Origin of the sequence: Cyanobium sp. T1B-Tous (genome assembly GCF_024345475.1) — a bacterium.
GTDB lineage: Bacteria > Cyanobacteriota > Cyanobacteriia > PCC-6307 > Cyanobiaceae > Cyanobium_A.
Map to the genome: position 1 here is coordinate 24,256 of NZ_JAGQBE010000015.1, position 21,751 is coordinate 46,006.

Below are 21,751 nucleotides of genomic sequence, written 5' to 3' on the forward strand. Positions count from 1 at the left end.
GCGTGATGACCAGAGGGAGAGGCCACGGGTGACTACAGCCACAACTGGAGCGCCAAGAGAAATCTGAGGTCACCAAATCCCAGGTTCTTCCAAAGAAAACTTCGAGTGGGAACACCTCCCCCCTCTCCTGAGCTAAAACTCGATAGGAGCTCTACGCAGCGCTCTTTTTAGCCAGACCAGGTCTGTAGCCGTTATGGATTGCAGCACCCAGTCCGCGCAAGCGTTCGAATGCCACCCACTTTCAGTGCACTCGGGATTGTGCGGCCCAGCCCTTCATCCTCCGGGTCCGTAGTCGTTTTAAGCCCCTGTTTCCGCCATGGCGAATCTCAGCCGTTTTGAACCCGAAATCCCCGCCCGTGCCAGTCGCCCGAAGGAGGATTTCCTAGGGACTGAGACCGTTTTCGTGGTCGGCTTCACGGCGGAAGTCGCCAACCGAGCTTCAGATGCTCTCGCAGCCCCAACCTCTGGGGAGCCGGAGCAACGCGACATCCTGGGCAGCCCTGGCGTCCTCCTCTCAGCGCAGCTGCCAGCAGGCACACCCGCTCTGACACCGCTTGCGCCGGTGGCCCGTGATGCCCTAACCGTGGCCCTTGCCAGGGTTACCGCCCTTAGCAGCAACAGATCGGCGTCTGATGACTCCATCGATCTCGATGCGATCGACAGCCGCTTCCATGCCGGCCGCTGCGTCTGCATGGCCTGCAGCGACGACCGGGTGGGGCCCGGCGGCGATTCGGCCACGCCCCTGAGTGGCGGCGCCACGGCCGCTCCGGCGCCCGCCGCCAGCCTGCAGACCCTGGCCAACTACCTACGCGTCGGCTATTGGCAGGACGCTGGCACCGTGTCGCGCCTCTACAACCTCGGCACCAACGGCAACAACCCCAATGCCGGGGAGATCCGGTACAACCTGAGTGGCTGGAACGGCGACACCAACGGCCTCGACACGCCGGCCCGGCGCGACATGGCGCGAGAGGCGTTCAAGCTGTTCCAGGCAGTGCTCGGCATCCGCTTCGTCGAGACCACGGCCACCGACACCAGCGTTGACATCTTCTTCACCGACAACGATCTCGGCTCGGCCTATGCCTATGCCGCCGGGACCTCCTACAGCAACGGCGTCGACTACTCGGTGATCAACGTCTCCAGGGACTGGTACTCCAGTCTCTCCGGCTTCGACACCTACACCCATCAGACCTACCAGCACGAGATCGGCCACGCGCTCGGGCTTGGCCACCAAGGTCTCTACAACGGCAGTGGCGCCTATTCCACAGACGCCCAGTTCGCCAATGACAGCTGGCAGGCGTCAATGATGTCCTACTTCAGCCAGACGCAGAACCCCACCACAGGCGCCTCCTACGCCTTCCTGCAGACAGCGATGTCGGTGGACTGGCTGGCACTCGATGACATCTACCGTTCCTACGGCTACGGCATCAGCAACGCCTTTAATGGCGACACCGTCTACGGGGTCAACACCACAATCACTGCAGCCGTCAGCCGCATCTTCAACGAGTTCAGCGTCTACGCCGACACCACCGCCTACACGATCGTCGACGCCAGCGGCTACGACACCATCGACGTCAGCAACTTCAGCGCCGATCAGCAGATCAACCTCGCCCCCTCTCAGGCGACCTCCACCATTCCCTCCATTTCCAACATCGGCGGCAGAATCGGCAACCTCACCCTCGCGGTCGGCACTGTGATCGAGGCCGCCATCGGCGGCGCGGGCAACGACAGCTTCTTCGGCAACGCCGCCGCCAACACCTTCCGCGGCGGCGGCGGCAACGACAGCTTCACCGACAGCTTCGGCTCCGACGTCTACTTCGGCGACGACGGCAGCGACTGGCTGTACTTCAGCGAATCGATCGATCTGCTGCGCTACGAGCTCTCCGGCGACTCGCTGCTCTTCTCCCGCAACCTCGGCAGCGCCGATGTCGACCGGGTCTGGAACGGACTCGAGAACCTCTCGTTCAACAGCGTCGTGTACTCCTACCAGCAGCTCGTCGACAGCCTGGCCGGTCCCCCCCTAGCGGCGGTGACGATCAGCTCCGCCAACGGACTGGCGAGCGGATCGGCCACCAACGCCACCGACCTCCCCTTCAGCGGCACGCTCAGCCTCGGCCTGGGCAGCAACCAGTCGATCGCCTTCTACCGCAACGGCACCCAGGTGGGCACCGCCAGCCTCACCGCCCCCGGCGCCACCAGCTGGACCTTCAACCTGCAGGAAGCGGCCGGAACCGCCACGGTCAGCTACACCGCCCGCGTGGTGGAGTCCGGCACGGAGCGCCTCGGCACTCTCTCCAGCCCGTTCACGCTCACGGTCGACACCGTGCCTCCCGTGGTCGGCGTCAACGCCCTCGAAACCCAGGACACCACCCCGCTGCTGAGCGGCACGGTGAGCGAGGCCGGCGCCACGGTGAGCGTGACGATCGGCGCCCTCACCCGCACCGCCATCAACAACGGCAACGGCACCTGGTCGCTCCAGTGGAGCGACACCCTCGCCGCCGGCCTCATCTACGACGTGATCGTCACCGCTACCGATGCCGCCCGCAACTCAGGCAGCGACACCACCACCAATGAGCTCAGCATCCTGGTGCCGCCGCCGCCGCCCAGCCCAATCCTCTACTTCACCCTGGCCAGCGCTGTCACCAGCTCCTCGGCTTCGGTGATGGGCGGCCTGACGGCCCAGCGCAACGACATCATCGCCTTCGATGGCAGCAGTTTCTCCACCTGGCTCAACGGCAACGCCAGCGGACTAAGTGGCGCCGTCTTGCGCGATTTCCACATCGTCAACCCCGATGAGGTGGTGGTGGCCTTCCAGAGCCCGGTGACGCTGGCGGGCACCGCCTTCGACGACTCCGACCTGGCCCGTCTGCGCCGCAGCGACGGCGTCTGGAGCGTGTCGATGTTCTTCGACGGCAGTGACGTGGGCCTCACCACCAATGCCGAGGCGATCGACGCGGTCACGGGCCTGAAAGACGGCTCCTGGCTGATCTCCACCCGCGGCAGCGGCGGCGTGACCGGTGTAAGCAGCTTTGCCGCCGAAGACATCCTTCTCTTTGTGCCCACCAGCGTCGGCACCACCACCGCCGGCAGCTGGAGCCTCTACGCCGACATGAGCGACGTGGGCATCACCGGCACAGCCGAAAACATCACCGCCATCGACGTGGCCGCCGACGGCCGGATGTTCCTTACCACCGGCGGCAACGCCAGCGCCTCCACCGGCGGCACCAGCCTCAGCGCCACCAACGAAGACGTTGTCGTGTTCCGGCCCACCGCCCTCGGATCCACCACCAGCGGCAGCTATCCCTCACCGCTGTTCTTCGACGGCAGCCTCTACGGACTGGGCAGCAACGCCCTTCTAGGGATTGATGTGCCGGTCTAAGCGGATCGCGCCCTCCGCTTGGCAAACGTCAGGCCCACCGGGGCGACTCCATCATCCAAACCGAGCCTCACTCAAACACCGCCGTCCGCCCCCGATACACCATCACCTGGTGCTTGAGGTGCAGGCGCACGGCCCGGGCCAGGGCCAGGCGCTCGGTGTCGCGGCCCTTGCGGATCAGGTCGTCCACCTCATCGCGGTGGCCCACACCCAGGGTGGATTGGGCAATGATCGGCCCGCCATCGAGCTCCTCGGTCACGTAGTGGGCGGTGGCACCGATCAGCTTCACGCCCCGCTCCCAGGCCCGGTGATAGGGCTGGGCGCCCTTGAAGGCCGGCAGGAAGGAATGGTGGATGTTGATCACCCGGTGGAAGGCGTCAGGGGGATCAAAACTCCCCAGAAACTGGGGGGTGAGCACCTGCATGTACTTGGCCAGCACCACCAGTTCGATCTGGTGCTCGGCCAACAGGGCCAGATGGCGGGCCTCCCCCTCCTCCCGGTTGGCCGCTGAGATGGGCACGTGCTCGAACTGCGCTCCAAACTCTGCGGCGATCGAGCCGAGATCCGGGTGGTTGGCGATCACCAGCGGCACCCGCATCGGCAGCTCACCGGTCCGCACCCGCCACAGCAGATCCAGCAGGCAGTGGTCCTGCTTGCTCACGAAGATCGCCACCGCCGGGCGGTAATCGGAAAACGTCACCTTGTATTCGCCGCCCAACCGCTCCGCCAGGGCCCGGGCCGTGGGGCAGATCGCCTCCCGGGGCAGGCCAAACCCCTCCAACTGCCACTCGATCCGGCTGAGGAACAGGCCGGCACCCTGATCGCTGTGGTGATCGGCATGCACGATGTTGCCGCCGTTGGCGGCCACCCATCCGGAGAGCTCACGCACCAGTCCGGGCTGATCCGGACAGAGCATCTGCAGGATGGCGGTGGGAGCAGACATGGCCGCGGTCAACGTCAATGCAGACGTAGCACCTCCAGGGGGGCAAGGCCCAGATTGCAAGGGGCTACAGACGCAGCGGGGCGGCAGGCCAGCCCCGATACACTCAGCGCCACGACCCTGGTGTTGGTCCCTGTGATGGCTTCTGCGCGGATTTCTTCGGCCACCGCTGCCCTGATGCAGCAGCTGCGCCGTCTGGTGATGGTGGGCCTGGTTGCGGTGCTGTGTCTGGGTCTGGCCGCCTGTGACGGCAGCCAGGGCCGCAAGGCCCCCAGCATCAGCCCGGCGGACATGGCCCTGATCGAGCGCCAGGCCGCAGGCTTCCTCTCCGCCCGCAACCGCCTGCCCGAGTTGGCCACCCTGGTGAATGAGCGCAACTGGGTGTTCACCGCCAACCTGATCCACGGCCCCATGCAGGAAGTGGGCCGGGAAATGAGCTACATCAACCAGCGCCTGCTGCCCGCCGACCGCCCCGAGGCCGAGAAGCGGGCCACCGCCCTCAAGACGGCCCTGGCCCAGCTCGATGAGGCCTGCCGCCTCCAGGACGGCGACAAGCTGCGCAAGGCCTACATCAAGGTGGCCAGCGGTTTCGGCCTCTACGCCCAGGTGTTCCCGGCCCAGGTGCAGGAAAACCTGAAGCAGGTCTGATCCCTGATTGCCTCCCCCAGCGCTGGCGAGGGTCTGGTCCAGCCCACCCGTTGCCGCTCGGTCGTTGTGATCGGCGCCGGACTGGTGGGCCGGGCCTGTGCCTGGCAGCTGGTCCAGCGCGGCCACCAGGTGCTGCTGCTCGATCCCCTGCTGCTGGCGTCCGATCGCCGCTGCGACCCTCCCCCTGACACGGGCAGCTGGGCCGCCCTGGGCGTGTTGATGGCCCAGATGTTTCACCGCAGCAGTGGCCGGGCCTGGCGGCTGCGCCAGCGCAGCCTGGAGCTGTGGGGCCAGTGGCGCCAGCAGCTGGCCGAGCGGGGCCAGCCCCTGCCCTGGCGGCCAGGCCTGCTGCTGCTGGCCAGCAGCCCCGATGAGCTGGAACGGCAGCAGCGGCTGGTGACGGAACGCCAGGCCATGGGTCTGCCCCTGGAGCTCTGGAGCCGCGAGCAGCTCGCTGACCTGGCTCCAGCAGTGCCGGCAGCGGCCCTGGGGGGCCTGTTCTCGCCGCAGGACGGCCAGCTGGATCCGGCACCGGTGCTGGAGGCGCTGCTGCGGGATGGGCTGGAACGGGGCCTGCAAACCTGCTGCGATGCCGCGGCCCGGCTGGAGCGGAGCCCGGCTGGCTGGACGGTGCAGACGCGGGGTGGCCAAACGCTGCAGGCGGAAGCGGTGGTGCTCTGTGCCGGGGTGGCCAGTGCCGCCCTGCTGGAGCCCCTCGGCCATCCGCGGGCCCTGGAGCCGGTGCTGGGCCAGGCCCTGGAACTGGCGCTGCCCCCCACCAGCCGTTGGAACACCCCCTGGCCTGGAGCCGTGGTGTGGCAAGGACTCAACCTGGTTCCACGCCCCCCCAACCGGCTGTGGCTGGGGGCCACCCTGGAGCCGGGAGACCACCCCGACCCCACCGCCCTGGCCGCCCTGCGAACCCTGGGCGGCAGCGCCCCCACCTGGCTGCAGCAGGCGGAGGTGCTCCGCCAATGGCAGGGGCACCGGCCCCACCCGATTGGTCGGCCGGCCCCACTGCTGGAGCACCTGGAACCGGGCCTGCTGCTGGCCAGCGGCCACTACCGCAACGGCGTGCTGCTGGCCCCAGCCACCGCGGAATGGGTGGCCAATCAGCTGGAAGGCCCCGCAGGAGCTCCCTTAACGAAGCCCTAACCTGCCTGGGTGGCTCGTTACCGGGACCACCAAACCATGTCATTCGCTCTTCCATGGCCGTCACCCGCGTCCGCCCAAGCGCCCTGCTGGGAGCCGGCCTAGGCCTGGCCGGCCTGGTCAGCCTCAGCAGCTGCGGCAGCACGGGGGGCAGCCAGGGCACTGGCGGCACCAGTCAGGCGCTGCAGGCCGCCGGAGCCAGTTTCCCAGCGGGCCTCTACCAGCGCTGGTTTGCCGATCTGGCCAGCCAGGACAAGATCCAGGTCAATTACCAGTCGGTGGGCTCGGGCGCCGGCGTGCGCCAATTTGAGGCGGGCACGGTCGACTTCGCGGCCAGTGACAAACCCCTGGACAGCGCGGAAGCCGCGGCCATCAAGCGAGGTGTGGTGCAACTGCCCCTCACCGCCGGCGCCATTGCCGTGGCCTACAACCTGCCCGGCTGCAGCCTCAAGCTCAGCCAGGCCCAACTGGTGCAGATCTTCGAGGGCACGATCAAAAACTTCCAGGAGCTGGGCTGCAGCAACCAGCCGATCCAGGTGGTGGTGCGCTCCGATGGCTCCGGCACCACCTACAACTTCACCAACTCCCTGGCCGCCTTCAGCCCCAGCTGGAAGAACGGCCCCGGCGTGGGCAAATCGGTGAACTGGCCCACCGGCGTGGGGGCCAAGGGCAATGAGGGCGTTGCCGCCAGCCTGCTGCAAACCAAGGGCAGCATCGGGTATGTGGAGGCGGCCTACGTGCGGGGCGTCCTGCAGGCCGCCGCGATCGCCAACCGCGCCGGCACCTACGCCCGCCCCGATGCCGCCAGCGCCAGCCAGGCCCTGGCCACGATCAACCTGGGGGCTGACCTCACCGGCAGCGATCCCAACCCCAGCGCCGGCTACCCCATCGTCACCTTCACCTGGGTGTTGCTCTACAAGAGCGGCAACGGCAACAAGCTGCCCGCCCTGCAGCGCACCCTGAGCTACGCCCTCAGTGACACCGCCCAGCAGCAGGCCCCGGCCCTGGGCTACATCCCCCTGCCCGCACCGGTGGTCACCAAGGCGAAGGCCGCCCTGGCCGGCGTGGGCGCCTGAGCCCAGGGCCCTGGCCAACAAAAAGCCCCCCTTGCGGGGGGCTGGTGGACTCCCGAGGGAGTCCTGGTCTTCAGAGAGGGGGGCTCACTTGCTCTCGGTGAACTCGGCGTCGATCACGTCATCGCTGGCGGAGCCACTGCCCGCCTCGGCGCCGTTGCCGCCCGGAGCGGCACCACCGGCCTCAGCACCCGCGGCTTGCTGGTACACGGCGGCACCGGCGGCGTAGAGCACCTGCTGCAGGGTTTCGAGCTCCGACTTCATCGTGTCGAAGTCTTCCTGGGCGATCGCCTCCTTGAGCTTGGCGGAGGAGGCCTCCACCTTCGCCTTGTCCTCGGCGCCCACCTTGTCGCCCAGCTCGCCGAGTTGCTTCTCGGCCTGGTAGACGAGGGTTTCGGCCTGGTTCTTCAGGTCGATGCGCTCGCGCTTCTCCTTGTCCACCGAGGCATTGGCCTCGGCGTCCTTCACCATCTTCTCCACCTCGTTTTCGCTGAGGGTGGAGGCACCGGTGATGGAGATGCTCTGCTCCTTGCCGCTGCCCTTGTCCTTGGCGGTCACGCTGAGGATGCCGTTGGCGTCGATGTCGAAGGTGACTTCGATCTGGGGCACGCCGCGGGGAGCGGGGGGGATGCCATCGAGGCGGAAGGTGCCGAGCGACTTGTTGTCACTGGCCATCTCGCGCTCACCCTGGAGCACGTGGATTTCCACGTTGGTCTGACCGTCCACCGCCGTGGAATACACCTCGGTCTTCTTGGTGGGGATGGTGGTGTTGCGGGTGATCATCTTGGTCATCACGCCACCGAGGGTCTCCACGCCGAGGGACAGCGGGGTGACGTCCAGCAGCAGGATGTCCTTCACCTCACCGGCCAGCACACCGCCCTGGATGGCGGCGCCCACGGCCACCACTTCATCGGGGTTGACGGTCTGGTTGGGATCCTTGCCGGTCACGCGCTTGACCAGCTCCAGCACCGCGGGAATGCGGGTGGAACCGCCCACCATCACGATCTCGTCGAGTTCGCCGGAGGAGAGCTTGGCGTCCTTGAGGGCCTGCTCCACCGGCACGCGGCAGCGGTCGATGAGCTTGGAAGCCAGCTCCTCGAACTTGGCCCGGGTGAGGGTGAGGTCGAGGTGCTTGGGCCCCTCAGGGGTGGCCGTGATGAACGGCAGATTGATCTCGCTCTGGGTGGCGCTGGAGAGCTCGATCTTGGCCTTTTCAGCGGCTTCGGTGAGGCGCTGCAGGGCCTGTTTGTCCTGACGCAGATCAATGCCCTCGTTGGCCTTGAAGCTGGCGGCCAGGTGATCCACGATCACCTTGTCGAAGTCGTCGCCACCCAGGTGGGTGTCACCGGAGGTGGAGAGCACCTCGAACACGCCATCACCCACCTCGAGCACGGACACGTCGAAGGTGCCGCCGCCCAGGTCGAACACCAGGATGCGCTCGTTGCTCTTGCGGTCGAGGCCGTAGGCCAGGGCGGCCGCCGTGGGCTCGTTGATGATGCGCAGCACCTCGAGGCCGGCGATCTTGCCGGCGTCCTTGGTGGCCTGGCGCTGGGAGTCGTTGAAGTAGGCGGGAACGGTGATCACCGCCTGGGTAACCGTTTCACCGAGGTACTTGCCGGCGTCTTCGGCCAGCTTGCGCAGCACCTGGGCGCTCACCTCCTCGGGGGCGAACTGCTTGTTCAGCACCGGGCACTTCACCTTGACGTTGGCGCCGACCTTCTCGACGCCATAGCTCACTTCCTTCGACTCCTCGTTCACCTCATCCACCCGACGGCCGATGAAGCGCTTCACCGAATAGAAGGTGTTCTCGGGGTTCATCACCGCCTGACGCTTGGCGATCTGCCCCACCAGCTGGTCCTGGTTCTTCGTGTACGCCACCACGGAAGGGGTGGTGCGGAACCCCTCGGCGTTGGCGATCACGGTGGGCTTGCCCCCCTCCATCACGGCCACGCAGCTGTTCGTGGTTCCGAGGTCAATACCGACAACCTTGCCCATGGGTTCCCACCTCCTTACGGTGAATGAATCTGACTGGGAGCATCTTCAGCAGCCGGAGCCTTCCCAGGCGAGGTGTGGTTCCCGAACAGCCCCTGCCGGTGCCGCCCTGCCGCGACCCCTTCTGCCATGAGCCAACCGATCTCCGGACGCACCGCCCTGGCTGGGGTTCTCGGCGACCCGGTGCGCCATTCGCTCTCACCGGCGATGCACAACGCCGCCCTGGCCGAACTGGGCCTCGACTGGGTCTACCTGGCCCTGCCCACGCCCGCAGCCGAGCTGGAGATGGTGGTGCGCGCTCTGGAGACCCTCGACTGCCGCGGCCTGAGCGTCACCATTCCCCACAAGCAGGCCGTCGCCCGGCTCTGCCGCGCCCTCTCGCCCCTGGCCCAGCGGGTGGGCGCGGTGAACACCCTGGTGCGGCACCCGGAGGGCGGCTGGCTGGGAGACAACACCGACGTGGAGGGCTTTCTGGCGCCCCTCCGGGCCAACGGCAGCTCGTGGCAAGGCCGGCAGGCGGTGGTGCTGGGCTGCGGCGGCAGTGCCCGGGCCGTGGTGGCCGCCCTGGTGGAGCTGGGCTGCGGGACCATCCACATCGCCGGCCGCAACGCCGCCAACCTGGAGGCCCTGCTGGCCCCCTGCCGCGACTGGGCTCCCCAGCTACAGGGTCTCGCCTGGCAACCGGCCTCACCGGCGCTGCGTGACGCCCTGGCCAGCGCCGACCTGGTGGTCAACACCACGCCGGTGGGCATGGCGGCCGCCGGTAACCCCGAGGCGGCTCGGCAGTGCCCGCTGGGCCCGGAGGAGCTGGAGGTCCTGCGCTCCGGCAGCACCGTCTACGACCTGATCTATACACCGCGGCCCACGGCCCTGCTGGCGGCGGCCAGCACCCGGGGCTGCCGCACTGTCGATGGGCTGGAGATGCTGGTGCAGCAAGGGGCCGCCGCGCTGCGCCAGTGGAGCGGCCATGGGGCGGTGCCCGTGGCGGCGATGCGGGCCGCGGCCCTGGCCCAGCTCGAGCCCGCCTAGCCTGAAACCCCGGCAGCATTGAGGCCATGCAGGCACCCCCGATCTGGCAACGGCTGCTCGCCGCCCTGGCCTACCTGCTGCCCTGGAGCGACGCCTACAGCTTCGGCCGGGGCCTGGTGGGCCTGTTTCCAGCCCTGCAATGGCTGGCCCTGCCGGCCCTGCCGGTGGCGCTGCTGGAGCAGGTGGTGCCCTTTGGTGGGCTGGTGCTGTTCCTGGTGCTCTACCTGGCGGTGGTGCGCAACGACCGGGTGCCCTACCTGATCCGCTTCAACGTGCTGCAGGCGATCCTGGTGGACATCGTGGTGGTGCTGGTGACCCTGGCCTTCCAGGTGCTGCAGCTCAATGCCCTGGACTTTGTCGGCAAAACCCTGAGCAACACGGTGTTCCTGGGGATCCTGGTGCTGGTGGCCTTCGCCGTGATCCAGAACCTGCGGGGCAAGGACGCCGAGATCCCCAGCCTGTCCGAGGCGGTGCGGATGCAGTTGTAAGGTGATCGATCCGTCGCTGGTGGGCTTCAGCCCGCTGGCCGCTGCCCCAAACCCTGAGGCGACACCTCCGAAGCGACCATGACGCAGCCCTATTACGAGACCATGTACATCCTTCGTCCGGACATTCCGGAGGAAGAGGTGGAGACCCATGTCGCCAAGTACCGCGATCTGGTCACCGAATCCGGTGGCGAAGTGCTCGATTGCCAGATGCGCGGCAAGCGCCGTCTGGCCTATTCGATCGCCAAGCACCGCGAAGGCATCTACGTGCAGCTCAACCACAACGGTGACGGCCAACAGGTGGCCCCGTTGGAGCGGGCCATGCGCCTCTCCGAGGACGTGATCCGCTATCTCACCGTCAAGCAAGACGGCCCCATGCCCGCCCCCCGCTCCCTGCCCGGTGCCGTGAGCGAAGCCGCCCCGATGGAGCCCGCCGCGGTCTGAGATCGCTAGTCAGCTTGTGGAATAACGGGCAGGATCGTAATGTCCCGCCATGGAGTTGGACCGCAGCACAATTGAATCGGGATCACCGCCGGTGATCCCCCCCGCACCGAAGTGGCAGTCCTCCGCCGCTTCGGTTTTTTCGTGGCACCAGCAGCGAGAACGGCAGGAAGAACTGGAACAGGAACTCGCTAAAACCCGCGAGGAACTGCAGGCGATGCAAGCCCTGCTAGACGATTTACCGGCCCTGTTCGAAGACAAATTCCGCGAGCGCCTGCAGCCAATGCTCGAACAACAGCAGCGGCTGCTTGAGGACAACGCCGATCTGCGGCACCACCTGCTGCAACTGCAGCCGGGCTCCGAGCCAAGCCGGCAGCGCGTGTTGATGCCCCGTCAGGAGGACCGGCCGCGGATGCGCCAGGCCCTGCTGCACGCCTTCGGCTTCAACGGCAAGCGGGCGGCCTAACGCCGGCGGGACGCCGCCCAGAGACGGGTGGGCAGACCCCACACATAGATGAAGCCCTCGGACGCGCGGTGATCGAACTGATCGCCGGCGTCGTAGGTGGCCATGGTGGGCACATAGAGGCTGTTGGTGGCGCTGCTGCGCCCCACCACGGTGGCGTTGCCCTTGTGCAGCTTGATGCGCACGGTGCCGTTGACGCTCTGCTGGGTGCGCTCGATGAAGCCATCAAGGGCCTCCTTGAGGGGGCCATACCAAAGCCCCTGATACACCAGATCGGCCCATTGCTGCTCCAGCTGGCGCTTGGTGCGCAGCACGTCCGCAGCCAGGGTGAGGCTCTCGAGTTCCTGGTGGGCCTTGATCAGCAACAGCAGGCCAGGGGTCTCGTAGATCTCCCGGCTCTTGATGCCCACCACCCGGTTTTCCACCATGTCGAGGCGGCCGAAGCCATGGCCGCCGGCCAGGGCATTGGCCTGACGGATGAGGCTCACGGGGTCGAGGCGCACGCCATCGAAGCTCACAGGATTGCCCTGCTCAAAGCCGATCTCCACGATCTGGGGCGCCGCCGGAGCCGCGTCCACCGACACGGTCATGGCATAGATCTCCTCGGGGGGCTCCACGTTGGGATCCTCCAAGGGGCCGGCCTCAATCGAGCGGCCCAGCAGGTTGAGGTCGATCGAATAGGGGGATTTCTTGCTCACGGGGGAGGGAATGCCGCAGCGCTCGCCGTAGGCGATCGTTTCCTCCCGGCTCATGCCCCACTCCCGCGCCGGGGTGAGCACCTTGAGATCGGGGGCCAGGGCACCGATGGCCACATCGAAGCGCACCTGGTCGTTGCCCTTGCCAGTGCAGCCGTGGGCCACCGCATCGGCGCCCACCTCGCGGGCGATCTCCACCAGACGACGGGCGATCAGCGGCCGGGCCAGGGCCGTGCTGAGCGGGTAGCGGCCCTCGTAGAGGGCATTGGCCCGGATCGCCGGAAAGGCGAATTCGGTGATGAAGGGCTCGATCAGGTCGCCCACGATCGACTGGCTGGCACCCGAATCGAGGGCCTTCTGGCGGATCGGCTCCAGTTCATCGCCCTGGCCGAGGTCGGCGGCGAAGGTGATCACCTCCTCCACGCCCCACTCCTGCATCAGATACGGAATGCAGACGCTGGTGTCCACGCCGCCGGAATAGGCCAGCACCGCCTTCTTCGCCCGACCCATCAACGCACTCCCTGCGCTCAATCGGTCGATTCTCCCCTGTCGGGGTCAGGAGTGCCCGGATCGGGCACCCCGGTATCCCCGGGCAGCCGCCAGCGGATCAGCAACCACAGCCCCATCGCCAGCGGCGGCAGCCACACCAGGCCCCACACCAGCGCCGGCTGCAGGGGCAAGGGAGCCGGCCAGCGCTCACCCGCGGCGGCCAGCAGGGCACTGATCGCCAGCGCCAGGGACCAGAGGCGCACCACCCCAGCCAGCTTCATGGGAACCACCGGATACACCGCTATGGTGGTTGATTGGACGTCTAGGGCGCAGCCTCCTCCTATGAGCAAACTTGCGACCACTGGCAGCAGTCGACTCGACACGATCAACCCCTCACTCACCCGTTACGGGCGCAGCGAGCCGGCACCGGTGCTGCCGCTGCGGGATGAGCCCGACCTGCTGAGCTGGCTGGAAACCAGCGGGCGCCTGGTGGCCGACGAAGAGACCGCCAGCACCGAAGTGAGCACGGTGGAAGAGGAAGAGCTCTCGGCGCTGATGGGCGAGAAGGAGGACTACAACAAGGACGACGAGCAACAGGACGAAGACTGGGAAGACTGAATCGGGCAGGGGAGACTGGGGCAAGCGAGCGCCCCATCCCTTGGTTCTGTCTTCCGGTTCTGACCAGCCCAACGACCGCGCGGTGCCTAGCCGCCAAGCGGCCTGGGCCCTGGGCGGGCTGCTGCTGCTGGCCTGTGTGCTGGTGGACTGGCACACCCGGGCCGCCCAGCTCACCCCGCCGCTGCTGCTGGCGGGCCTGATCAGCGCCGCGGTCACCGCCTGGGGAGTGCCCCGGCTGCGCCGGCTCAAGCTCGGCCAGGTGATCCGCGAAGAGGGGCCCCAGGGCCACCTGAGCAAGGCCGGCACGCCCACGATGGGCGGCCTGCTGGTGGTGCCCGTGGGGGTGCTGGTGGGGGGCCTGATCACCCCGAGTGATCCGCGCCTGCTGGCCGTTGCCGCCATCACCCTGGCCTACATGGCCATTGGCGCCATCGACGACTGGCGCAGCCTCACCCGCCGCACCAACACGGGCCTGACGCCCCGGGGCAAGTTGCTGCTCCAGGCGGGAGCGGCCGTGCTGTTTCTGGTCTGGGCCGCGGCGGGCCAGTGGCTGGGGGGCGCCGACGCCGGCGACATCGGCCTGCCCCTGGGCTGGGTGCTGCCGATCGGGCTGCTGATCTGGCCCCTGGGTCTGTTTGTGTTTCTGGCCGAAAGCAACGCCACCAACCTCACCGATGGCCTCGACGGACTGGCGGCGGGCTGCGGCGCCGTGGTGTTCACCGGCCTGGGGCTGCAGCTGATGCTGCGCGGCCATGAGGGCGATGCGTCCCTGGCCGGCTTCTGCGCCGCCATGGCCGGTTGCTGGCTGGGCTTTCTGGCCCACAACCGCCACCCCGCCCGGCTGTTCATGGGAGACACGGGCTCCCTGGCCATGGGGGCCGCCCTCAGCGCCGTGGCCCTGCTCTCCAACAGCCTGTGGCCGCTGCTGCTGATGGGCGGGGTGTTCCTGGCCGAATCCCTGTCGGTGATCCTGCAGGTGTGGGTGTTCAAAGCCACCAAGAACCCGGCCACGGGCCAGGGTCGGCGCCTGCTGCGCATGGCGCCACTGCACCACCACTTCGAACTGGGTGGTTTGGCGGAACAGGGGGTGGTGATCCGCTTCTGGGTCGCCAGCCTGCTACTGGTGGGATTGGGTTTGGTGCTGCTGCCCTGAGCCCTGCCGTTGCCACCGCCCCCCATGGCCTACTTCACCTGGAAGGAAACCGGCCTCACCTCCGACTGCGCCAGCCTGGCGGCCATGGCCGCCCGCTTTGAGGAGGCGGCCGAACTGATGCGGCGCATGGCCACCGAGGGCTTCCAACTGGAGCGCCACAGCGATGGCCAGCACATCACCCACCCCGATCCGGCGGTGTTCGAGGCCTACGGCTTCATCAACGAAGAATCACCGGTGCGGCAGCTCACCCTGCTGCCCTGAGGGGGCCAGGCTCAACCGCGGCGCAGGTAGCCCACAACCCACACCACCACGAAGGCGAGTGAGGAGAGGCCCAGATAGATCAGGGCCCACTTCTGCAGGGTGGCGATATCCCAGCCGAACAGGAGGCCGTTGGCGGCATCCCCGGCGGTGCTGAACCCCAATGGCAATGCCAACAGCCAACCCATCGAGGCGCCCCGGTGTGGAGGAAAATCGAGTCCATCTTGCCGGGTGTCCCCCATGGCCTCACCAGCCCCCACGTGCCTGCCCGCCACGCTGATGCTGCTGGGCAGCGGTGAACTGGGCAAGGAGGTGGCCATCGCCGCCCAGCGGCTCGGCTGCCGGGTGATCGCGGTGGACCGCTACGCCGGCGCCCCCGCCATGCAGGTGGCCGACGTGGCCGAGGTGATCGCCATGACCGACGCCGAGGCCCTCAAGGCCGTGGTGCGCCGCCACCAGCCCGATCTGGTGATCCCGGAAATCGAAGCCCTGGCGGTGGATGCCCTGGCCGAGCTGGAAGCCGAGGGCATCACCGTGATCCCCACGGCCCGGGCCACGGCCTTCACCATGAACCGCGACCGCATCCGCGACCTAGCCGCCACGGAGCTGGGGCTGCGCACGGCCCGCTTCGCCTACGCCGAAAGCGCCGAGGAGCTGGCGGCTGCCGCCGCCGGCCTGGGCTGGCCGGTGGTGGTGAAACCGGTGATGAGCTCCTCCGGCAAGGGGCAGAGCGTGGTGCCGGGGCCGGAGGGCATCGCCGCCGCCTGGGATGCCGCCCTGGCCGGCGCCCGCGGTGCGGGGGCCCGGGTGATCGTGGAGGAATTCCTGCACTTTGAGCTGGAGATCACCCTGCTCACGGTGAAGCAGTGGGCTGGATCCACCCTCTTCTGCCCGCCGATCGGCCACATCCAGGAGCGGGGCGACTACCAGGCCAGCTGGCAGCCCGCCGAGCTGGGCAGCGCCGAGCTGGCCACCGCCCAGTCCATGGCCCAGGCCGTCACCGACAACCTGGGTGGTGCGGGCCTGTTCGGCGTGGAGTTCTTTCTCTGCCGCACCCCCGCCGGAACGCTGGAGGTGGTGTTCTCCGAGCTCTCACCCCGCCCCCACGACACCGGCCTGGTGACCCTGGTGGGCCAGAACCTGAGCGAGTTTGAGCTGCATCTGCGGGCGGTGCTGGGCCTGCCGATTCCGGCGATCCGCAGCCTCGGAGCGGCCGCCAGCCGGGTGATCCTGGCCGAGGCGGCCGGCGCACCGGTGGCCTACGACGGCGTGGCGGAAGCCCTCAGCGAAGAGGACACCCAGGTGCTGCTGTTCGGCAAGCCGGAGGCCCGCCCCCAGCGGCGCATGGGCGTCGCCCTGGCCCGCGGCAGCAACGAGGCCGAGGCCCGCCGCAAGGCCGATGCGGCCGCCGCCCAGATCCGCGTGCAGCCCTCCAGCTGAGCAAGCGGCGCTCACCCCCTGGTGCAGCAGGGTTTCGGCCCTTATGGTGCCGCCAGCAGGAACCCCCATGAGCCAGGCCCAACCCCGCCCGCGTCGCAGCCGACGCGACAGCAGCCGCGGGGCTGTGGTCACCGACCTGCACAACCTTCGCGAGCAACGCCAATCAGGGCGCGAGCAACGCCAATCAGGCCGGCCCAAACCCGCTGGTCACGCCAGCGAGGCCCCTCGCCGCAACCGGCGCCGCCCCCTGCTGCCCTTCGCCCTGGGCATCGCCCTCGGCTATGGCCTGGCCGGGCCCCTGCCCCAGCTGGCCAGTGGAGCGATGGCGGCCTTGGTGCATGGGCCCCAGCACCTCACGAGCCTGATCAATCCCTTCGGCATCGGCAACCGCCGCATCCTGGTGATCGGCACCGACAAGGTGGGCGAGAACACCGATGTGATGTTCACGGTGCAGCTCAAGGACGGCACCACCCAGCTCACCCAGGTGCCCCGGGACACCTTCGTGGAATCGGCCGATTACGGCATCGTCAAGGCCAATGCCCTCTACGCCTTCGGCGGCATGGGAGCCCTGAAACAGGAACTCACCAGCCTGCTGAATGCCCCGGTGGATCGCTACGTGCGGGTCAACCTGCGGGCGGTTGAGCACCTGGCCGACGCCCTCGGCGGTGTCGAGGTCGACGTGCCCAAGCGCATGTACTACGTCGACAACGCCCAGAACCTCTACATCGACCTCTACCCCGGCCGCCAGGTGCTGAAGGGCGAGCAGCTCGAAGGCTTCCTGCGCTACCGCCACGATGAACTGGGCGACCTGGGCCGCATGGAGCGGCAGAAACTGGTGCTGGCCGAGGTGTTCCGCAAACTGGCCCAGCCCACCACCCTGGCCCGGCTGCCGGAGCTGCTGAAGGTCGCCGGCGACGACGTCAAAACCGATCTCTCCCCCGTGGAGATGGGTCAGCTGCTCACCGCCATGGCCAGCACCAAACTCACCACCCGCCAACTGCCGGGTCGGGCGTTCTGGCACAACGACCTCAGCTACTGGATGCCCGACGGCAACAGCCACTACGCCGGGGTCAGCAGCGAAGAACCGCTGCCCTGAAGGGGGCAATCCTTCAGCGCCGCAGGAAACGGTGGTGCTCCAAGCCCTCCAGCAGGCCCCAGGCCTGGGGGCTGGAGGCAAAGAACACCCGCCGGTTCTGACGCAGGGATTCCAGGGCCGGATCGTGGTCACCGGGCACCACCCCACAGGGCAGGCCCCGCAACAGCTCCCCATCCCCCTGCTGGCTGGCCTCCACCAGGATGGCGCTGAGGGGCAGTTGCCAACGCAGGGCGACGTAGCGCAGGGCCTCGGTTTTCGAAGCCGTGAGCGGCAGCACATCCAAATACCAGTGCTGGAAGAGGTGGGCTCGGGCCGTCAGAGCGTGCTGCTGCAGGGTCTGACGCACCAGGGGCAGGATGCCCTGGTCAGGCTCCTGGAGCAGGTAACTCACCTTGAAGGCACCCTGCTGGGCCGGATCCTGCAGGCGCAGCCGGGGTTGAAGTGCGGCCAGCGCGGCCTGCACCGCATCCCGATCCCAACGGCGGCCGATGTGGCGCTGCCAGTGGTGGTCGGGCCAGAGGCCCTCGGGCGTGCGGATGTGGATCTCGGTGCCGGCCTGGGTGATCCACAGCCAGGGTTCGGGCAGGTGGAGTTCGGCAAAGCGCTGGCGAGCCGCCTGGATCGAGCGGCCGCTGGTGAGGCCAATGCCCAGCTGGGATTCGGCCAGCAAACGGCGCCGCAATTCAGCCAGGCTGCCGGGATCCGGATCGGCCAGGCTCGCGTCGAGATCGAGCACCACCAGCCGTTCGGGACGCTCGGGCGGAACGGTTTCACCCTGCTGAAACCAGCGACTGGGCCGCAGGCTGGCCGCCTGGTGCGCCGCGGCGGTGGCCGCCCCCAGGTAGTGGTTCACATGGGCATCCCAACTGAAGGAACGGCTCACCGCCTCCACCCCGTTGTCGCGCCAGCGACGCCAACGCTCCGGATTGGCCAGGCTGTCCTCCAGGGCCTGCTGCAGGGCGTCGAGATCGGACACGTCCACCAGTACACCGTTCTGACAGCGGGCCAGGATGTCCTTGGGCCCCCCGTCATCGGTGGCCACAATCGGCACGCCACAGGCCGCAGCCTCCAACAGGGTGAGGCCGAAGGGCTCGGTGAGGGCGGGATTGACGAACACACCACCCAGCCGTGAAGCCCAGCGGTAGATGGCCGGTATCTGGTGACGCCCGTGCTGCTTCGGATAGGCCACCTGGCCGTAAAGATCAAAACGATCCACCAGTTCGAACACCTGCTGAAACACCTCCCGTTGCTGCTTCTCCAGCTGGCGGGGGTCGTTGCGGCAACCCAGCAACAGCACCAGGTTGTGCTGCTGCCGCAGGCGCTCGGAGCGACCAAACACCTCCACCAGGGCGGGGATGTTCTTGCGGTGATCGGCCCGGCAGATGGCCAGCACCGGCGGCTTGGCGGGATCGCGCAGAAAGGGCTCGATCAGCCCCTGCACCACGGGTTCCTCCAGGCCGGGCTGGGGCGGAAAGAACTGGCGCACGTCAACGCCCGGGGGGATCACGGCGGCCTGATCCGCGCAGAAGCGGCCATAGCGGGCGTACTGCACCTCCAGCTCCTGACGGGTGCTGGTCACCACCAAGTTGCTGTGGGCGAGGGCCAGCTCTTCGGCGTCAATGCGCCGGGCCATCGAGTACTGCTCCTCGATCTGGCGGGGATCCAAACCCGCGTCGATCAGGCGCCGGCGCTTCTCCCGGCCCAGGGAGTGTCCGGTGAACACCAGGGGAATGCCCAAACGCTGCCGCAGCAAGGCACCCACGTAGCCGGCGTCGGCGTAGTGGGCATGGATCCAATCGGGGAGACGGTGCTGGGCGAGCAGGCTTTCCGTGAGCGCATCGGCCAGCTCATCGAGATGGGGCCACAACAACTCCTTGCGCAGATAGCGGCGCGGCCCAAAGGCCAGCCGCCGAATGGCGGCACCAGGGCCCAACGCCTCCCAGGGCTGGGCGTAGTCGGCAGAAACGCGGCGATCCCGGATCAGCCGTGTAACCACGTCAAGCCGCTCCACCTCCGGCCGCAGGGCCAGGCTGCGGACCAGCTCGAGCACATAGGTGGTCTGGCCACCGGTGTCGGCATCCCGGCCCAGTTCGAGGTCGTGACCCCGAAACAGACCATGCAGGTGCAGGTGGAGGATGTACAAACCCAAAGGGCAAGACCACTGCCTTTATCGATAGCGAGTTCGGCGTCCACCGTCCGCGTTACGTCACAGAGCTCCCCGGGCAGAACTACTGCTTCAGCGGGCAAACGGCAGTGATGACTTGCTTTTTCAGCGAACCCGTGACCATGAAGCTGGATGACGGGGAGCACACAATTCAGCGTCGGGGGCCGACCAAGCGATTTGACTGGGCCAGACAGGGTTTTTAGGGTGAGAGCAGTGGGGAGGCCATCAGGCGTGGCGGCGCAAGGAACACTCAATCGGGGACTGGCCCTCGCGACCGGGCTGCTCTTGCTCGGCAACCTGATCGCCTGTGATGAGCTGTCCCGCGCCAAGCGACGGGATGATCCAGCCTCCGCAATCAACACCCGCACCTCGAAATGGAGGGGCAACTCCAGCGACGGCTCGTACAGCCATGTGGAACAGGTGAGCACGGGCAAAAACAGCTTTGTGTTCAACGAAACCTGGTACAAAAAAGGACCCAAACCGATCAAAACATCAGGCTCGGGCCGGTACGAAGAATCCAACAGCACCAACATTTACACCTACACCAAGCCTCCAGGCGTAGTGGTGGTACGCACCGACGAAAGCCCAGACGAGATCTCCACCGTGGACACCGTGATCAACACCACGATCCCGCTGTTCAAAGTGGGCGAACAGATCAGCTACACGGTGCGGGAATAGGGCCCTTGGCCCAACTTCATCAAACCCCCACCACCTCGAGGAATATCAATCAATACAAGACAAAGAAAAAGGGAGCCTATCTAAGCTCCCCGTACGTTGGTTGCCCTAACCAGAAAGTGGGCTATTGAGAAATAAAATTAAAGGCTTCGGCTGCCCGCTCCTCAGGTTTACCGGAGAAGCCCCCAGGTTCGGGGACATGGGCCATCAGCACATCGGCAACGAAGCGATCCGATGACTCCTTGGAGTCCCAGATTGCCACAATCAACACACCACCATCGACGGCTCCAGCTGCGTGATGAAGCTGCCCGTTTGGCAAACCACCTTTGGGATGAACAGCTGCAACTTCATCCCGGTACTGCTCTTCCGTCGCACCTGGCCAGAAATGGGTAAGGATGTAAGCCATCAGCGAAAGGAAATCAAGGCCCACTCACAGTGGCAGCTCTAGCAAAACAATCATGACGTCGTCATCAACATTGTTGTCGCAAGAGGATGACGCAATCCTCGGATCCTCTCTTCTCAACCCCCCACCACCTCAGGAGGATGCTGCTCCAGCACCTGCTTGAGATACCTGCCCGTGTGACTGGTGGGATGCTCGGCAACCTCTTCTGGGGTGCCCGTAACCACGATCTCTCCTCCCTTGTCTCCCCCTTCTGGACCGAGATCCACGATCCAGTCGGCACAGCGGATCACATCGAGGTTGTGCTCGATCACCAGGATTGAGTTGCCCTTGTCGACGAGACGTTGCATCACATCCATCAGCTTGTGCACGTCGTAGAAGCTGAGGCCGGTGGTGGGCTCGTCAATCAGATAGAGCGTTTTGCCGGTGGCGCGCTTGGAGAGTTCGGTGGCCAATTTCACCCGCTGGGCTTCACCACCGGAAAGGGTGGGCGCCGGCTGGCCGAGCTTCACGTAACCCAGGCCCACATCCACCAGGGTGCGTAGCCGATCCGCCGCCTGGGGGATGGCGGAGAACACATCGGCGGCCTGCTCCACCGTCATCTCCAGCACATCGGCAATCGTGTGGCCCTTGTAGGTCACCTGCAGGGTTTCACGGTTGTAGCGGGCCCCCTTGCACACATCGCACTGCACATACACATCAGGCAGGAAGTTCATCTCGATCACATTCACCCCCTGGCCGCTGCAGGCCTCGCAGCGCCCGCCCTTCACGTTGAAGCTGAACTGGCCCACCTGATAGCCCCGGGCCTTGGCCTCCACCGTGGCCGCAAACACCTGGCGGATCGGATCAAAGGCCCCCGTGTAGGTGGCGGGGTTGGAGCGGGGCGTGCGGCCGATCGGCGATTGGTCGATCACGATCACCTTGTCGATCGCCTTGATGCCGCGCAGTTCCGCCAGCCCGCTGGGGAAGGGCACCTTCAGGCCCAGCTGGTGCTCCAGCGCCGGATGGAGCAGCTCATTCACCAACGTGCTCTTGCCGCTGCCGCTCACGCCGGTGACGCACACCAGCCGGCCCAGCGGAATCTCCACATCGAAGCCCGAGAGGTTGTTGCGGGCGCAATCCACCAGGGTGAGCCGCCGGGTGCCGCTGCTGCGGCGCTCCGCCGGA

The 21,751-nt window shown here is 67.1% G+C and carries 21 protein-coding genes and 1 pseudogene; 14 read left to right on the forward strand and 8 right to left on the reverse strand.

Features of this window, described 5'->3' with window-relative positions:
- The first annotated feature begins 583 nt into the window (after window positions 1-583).
- Entirely contained in the window at window positions 584-3,376 is a 2,793-nt protein-coding gene (locus tag KBY71_RS05655) for a M10 family metallopeptidase C-terminal domain-containing protein (RefSeq protein ID WP_254927985.1), read from the forward strand.
- Between the two features lie 67 nt (window positions 3,377-3,443).
- On the opposite strand, the gene purU is transcribed toward KBY71_RS05655, so the two are convergent.
- A complete protein-coding gene (purU, locus tag KBY71_RS05660; RefSeq protein ID WP_254927986.1) occupies window positions 3,444-4,316 on the reverse strand; it encodes a formyltetrahydrofolate deformylase in 873 nt (290 codons plus the stop codon).
- Between the two features lie 135 nt (window positions 4,317-4,451).
- Between purU and psbQ the strand changes: the two genes are divergently transcribed.
- The 3 genes from psbQ (at window position 4,452) to pstS (ending at window position 7,189) form a co-directional block, all read left to right on the forward strand.
- A complete protein-coding gene (gene psbQ / locus KBY71_RS05665) occupies window positions 4,452-4,961 on the forward strand; it encodes a photosystem II protein PsbQ (protein ID WP_396095077.1) in 510 nt (169 codons plus the stop codon).
- Window positions 4,962-5,027: 66 nt separating this feature from the next.
- Window positions 5,028-6,116 (forward strand): FAD-binding oxidoreductase, encoded by a 1,089-nt coding sequence (locus KBY71_RS05670; RefSeq protein ID WP_254927987.1) that lies wholly within the window; start codon window positions 5,028-5,030, stop codon window positions 6,114-6,116.
- A gap of 53 nt (window positions 6,117-6,169) precedes the next feature.
- Window positions 6,170-7,189 carry a phosphate ABC transporter substrate-binding protein PstS gene (gene pstS, locus KBY71_RS05675; protein WP_254927988.1) on the forward strand — a complete coding sequence of 340 codons (1,020 nt, stop codon included), beginning with the start codon at window positions 6,170-6,172 and terminating at the stop codon, window positions 7,187-7,189.
- A gap of 84 nt (window positions 7,190-7,273) precedes the next feature.
- On the opposite strand, the gene dnaK is transcribed toward pstS, so the two are convergent.
- Window positions 7,274-9,181: a molecular chaperone DnaK gene (dnaK, locus tag KBY71_RS05680; RefSeq protein ID WP_254927989.1), complete on the reverse strand. Its 1,908-nt coding sequence runs from the start codon at window positions 9,179-9,181 to the stop codon at window positions 7,274-7,276.
- Window positions 9,182-9,307: 126 nt separating this feature from the next.
- Here dnaK and KBY71_RS05685 point away from each other — a divergent pair, with 126 nt between their 5' ends.
- From KBY71_RS05685 to KBY71_RS05700, 4 genes are all read left to right on the forward strand, one after another.
- Window positions 9,308-10,207: a shikimate dehydrogenase gene (locus KBY71_RS05685; protein ID WP_254927990.1), complete on the forward strand. Its 900-nt coding sequence runs from the start codon at window positions 9,308-9,310 to the stop codon at window positions 10,205-10,207.
- Window positions 10,208-10,233: 26 nt separating this feature from the next.
- Window positions 10,234-10,695: a Tic20 family protein gene (locus tag KBY71_RS05690; RefSeq protein ID WP_254927991.1), complete on the forward strand. Its 462-nt coding sequence runs from the start codon at window positions 10,234-10,236 to the stop codon at window positions 10,693-10,695.
- A gap of 78 nt (window positions 10,696-10,773) precedes the next feature.
- Window positions 10,774-11,136, forward strand: a complete 363-nt coding sequence (gene rpsF, locus KBY71_RS05695) for a 30S ribosomal protein S6 (protein WP_190390491.1) — start codon at window positions 10,774-10,776, stop codon at window positions 11,134-11,136.
- 214 nt (window positions 11,137-11,350) lie between these two features.
- Complete coding sequence (locus KBY71_RS05700) at window positions 11,351-11,599, forward strand: hypothetical protein (RefSeq protein ID WP_254927992.1); 249 nt, start codon at window positions 11,351-11,353, stop codon at window positions 11,597-11,599.
- Here KBY71_RS05700 and KBY71_RS05705 read toward each other — a convergent pair.
- Both KBY71_RS05705 and KBY71_RS05710 read right to left on the reverse strand, forming a co-directional pair.
- Window positions 11,596-12,801 (reverse strand): argininosuccinate synthase, encoded by a 1,206-nt coding sequence (locus KBY71_RS05705; RefSeq protein ID WP_254927993.1) that lies wholly within the window; start codon window positions 12,799-12,801, stop codon window positions 11,596-11,598. The two genes, KBY71_RS05700 and KBY71_RS05705, sit on opposite strands and share 4 nt — an antisense overlap.
- Window positions 12,802-12,818: 17 nt before the next feature.
- Entirely contained in the window at window positions 12,819-13,079 is a 261-nt protein-coding gene (locus KBY71_RS05710) for a hypothetical protein (protein ID WP_254927994.1), read from the reverse strand.
- A gap of 43 nt (window positions 13,080-13,122) precedes the next feature.
- Here KBY71_RS05710 and KBY71_RS05715 point away from each other — a divergent pair, with 43 nt between their 5' ends.
- The 3 genes from KBY71_RS05715 to KBY71_RS05725 are packed head-to-tail and all read left to right on the forward strand — an operon-like array spanning window position 13,123 to window position 14,812.
- The gene (locus KBY71_RS05715) at window positions 13,123-13,398 is read left to right on the forward strand and encodes a DUF3134 family protein (protein WP_242036386.1); all 276 of its coding nucleotides are present in this window, start codon (window positions 13,123-13,125) and stop codon (window positions 13,396-13,398) included.
- 46 nt (window positions 13,399-13,444) lie between these two features.
- The gene (gene mraY / locus KBY71_RS05720) at window positions 13,445-14,551 is read left to right on the forward strand and encodes a phospho-N-acetylmuramoyl-pentapeptide-transferase (protein ID WP_396095078.1); all 1,107 of its coding nucleotides are present in this window, start codon (window positions 13,445-13,447) and stop codon (window positions 14,549-14,551) included.
- A gap of 24 nt (window positions 14,552-14,575) precedes the next feature.
- Window positions 14,576-14,812 carry a hypothetical protein gene (locus KBY71_RS05725; RefSeq protein WP_254928004.1) on the forward strand — a complete coding sequence of 79 codons (237 nt, stop codon included), beginning with the start codon at window positions 14,576-14,578 and terminating at the stop codon, window positions 14,810-14,812.
- 11 nt (window positions 14,813-14,823) lie between these two features.
- Here the strand turns inward: KBY71_RS05725 and KBY71_RS05730 are convergent, their stop codons facing one another.
- Window positions 14,824-14,997 carry a cytochrome B6 gene (locus KBY71_RS05730; protein ID WP_254927995.1) on the reverse strand — a complete coding sequence of 58 codons (174 nt, stop codon included), beginning with the start codon at window positions 14,995-14,997 and terminating at the stop codon, window positions 14,824-14,826.
- A gap of 52 nt (window positions 14,998-15,049) precedes the next feature.
- Here KBY71_RS05730 and purT point away from each other — a divergent pair, with 52 nt between their 5' ends.
- Both purT and KBY71_RS05740 read left to right on the forward strand, forming a co-directional pair.
- Window positions 15,050-16,249: a formate-dependent phosphoribosylglycinamide formyltransferase gene (gene purT / locus KBY71_RS05735; protein ID WP_254927996.1), complete on the forward strand. Its 1,200-nt coding sequence runs from the start codon at window positions 15,050-15,052 to the stop codon at window positions 16,247-16,249.
- A gap of 67 nt (window positions 16,250-16,316) precedes the next feature.
- Complete coding sequence (locus tag KBY71_RS05740; RefSeq protein ID WP_254927997.1) at window positions 16,317-17,345, forward strand: LCP family protein; 1,029 nt, start codon at window positions 16,317-16,319, stop codon at window positions 17,343-17,345.
- 13 nt (window positions 17,346-17,358) lie between these two features.
- Here KBY71_RS05740 and KBY71_RS05745 read toward each other — a convergent pair whose 3' ends face one another.
- Window positions 17,359-19,494, reverse strand: coding sequence for an HAD family hydrolase (locus KBY71_RS05745; RefSeq protein WP_254927998.1), 2,136 nt, complete (start codon window positions 19,492-19,494; stop codon window positions 17,359-17,361).
- 246 nt (window positions 19,495-19,740) lie between these two features.
- Between KBY71_RS05745 and KBY71_RS05750 the strand changes: the two genes are divergently transcribed.
- Window positions 19,741-20,187, forward strand: a complete 447-nt coding sequence (locus KBY71_RS05750; RefSeq protein WP_254927999.1) for a hypothetical protein — start codon at window positions 19,741-19,743, stop codon at window positions 20,185-20,187.
- Between the two features lie 121 nt (window positions 20,188-20,308).
- Here the strand turns inward: KBY71_RS05750 and KBY71_RS05755 are convergent, their stop codons facing one another.
- Window positions 20,309-20,614, reverse strand: coding sequence for a hypothetical protein (locus KBY71_RS05755; RefSeq protein ID WP_254928000.1), 306 nt, complete (start codon window positions 20,612-20,614; stop codon window positions 20,309-20,311).
- A gap of 89 nt (window positions 20,615-20,703) precedes the next feature.
- Window positions 20,704-21,751, reverse strand: a pseudogene (locus KBY71_RS05760) (excinuclease ABC subunit A); the annotation flags it as partial.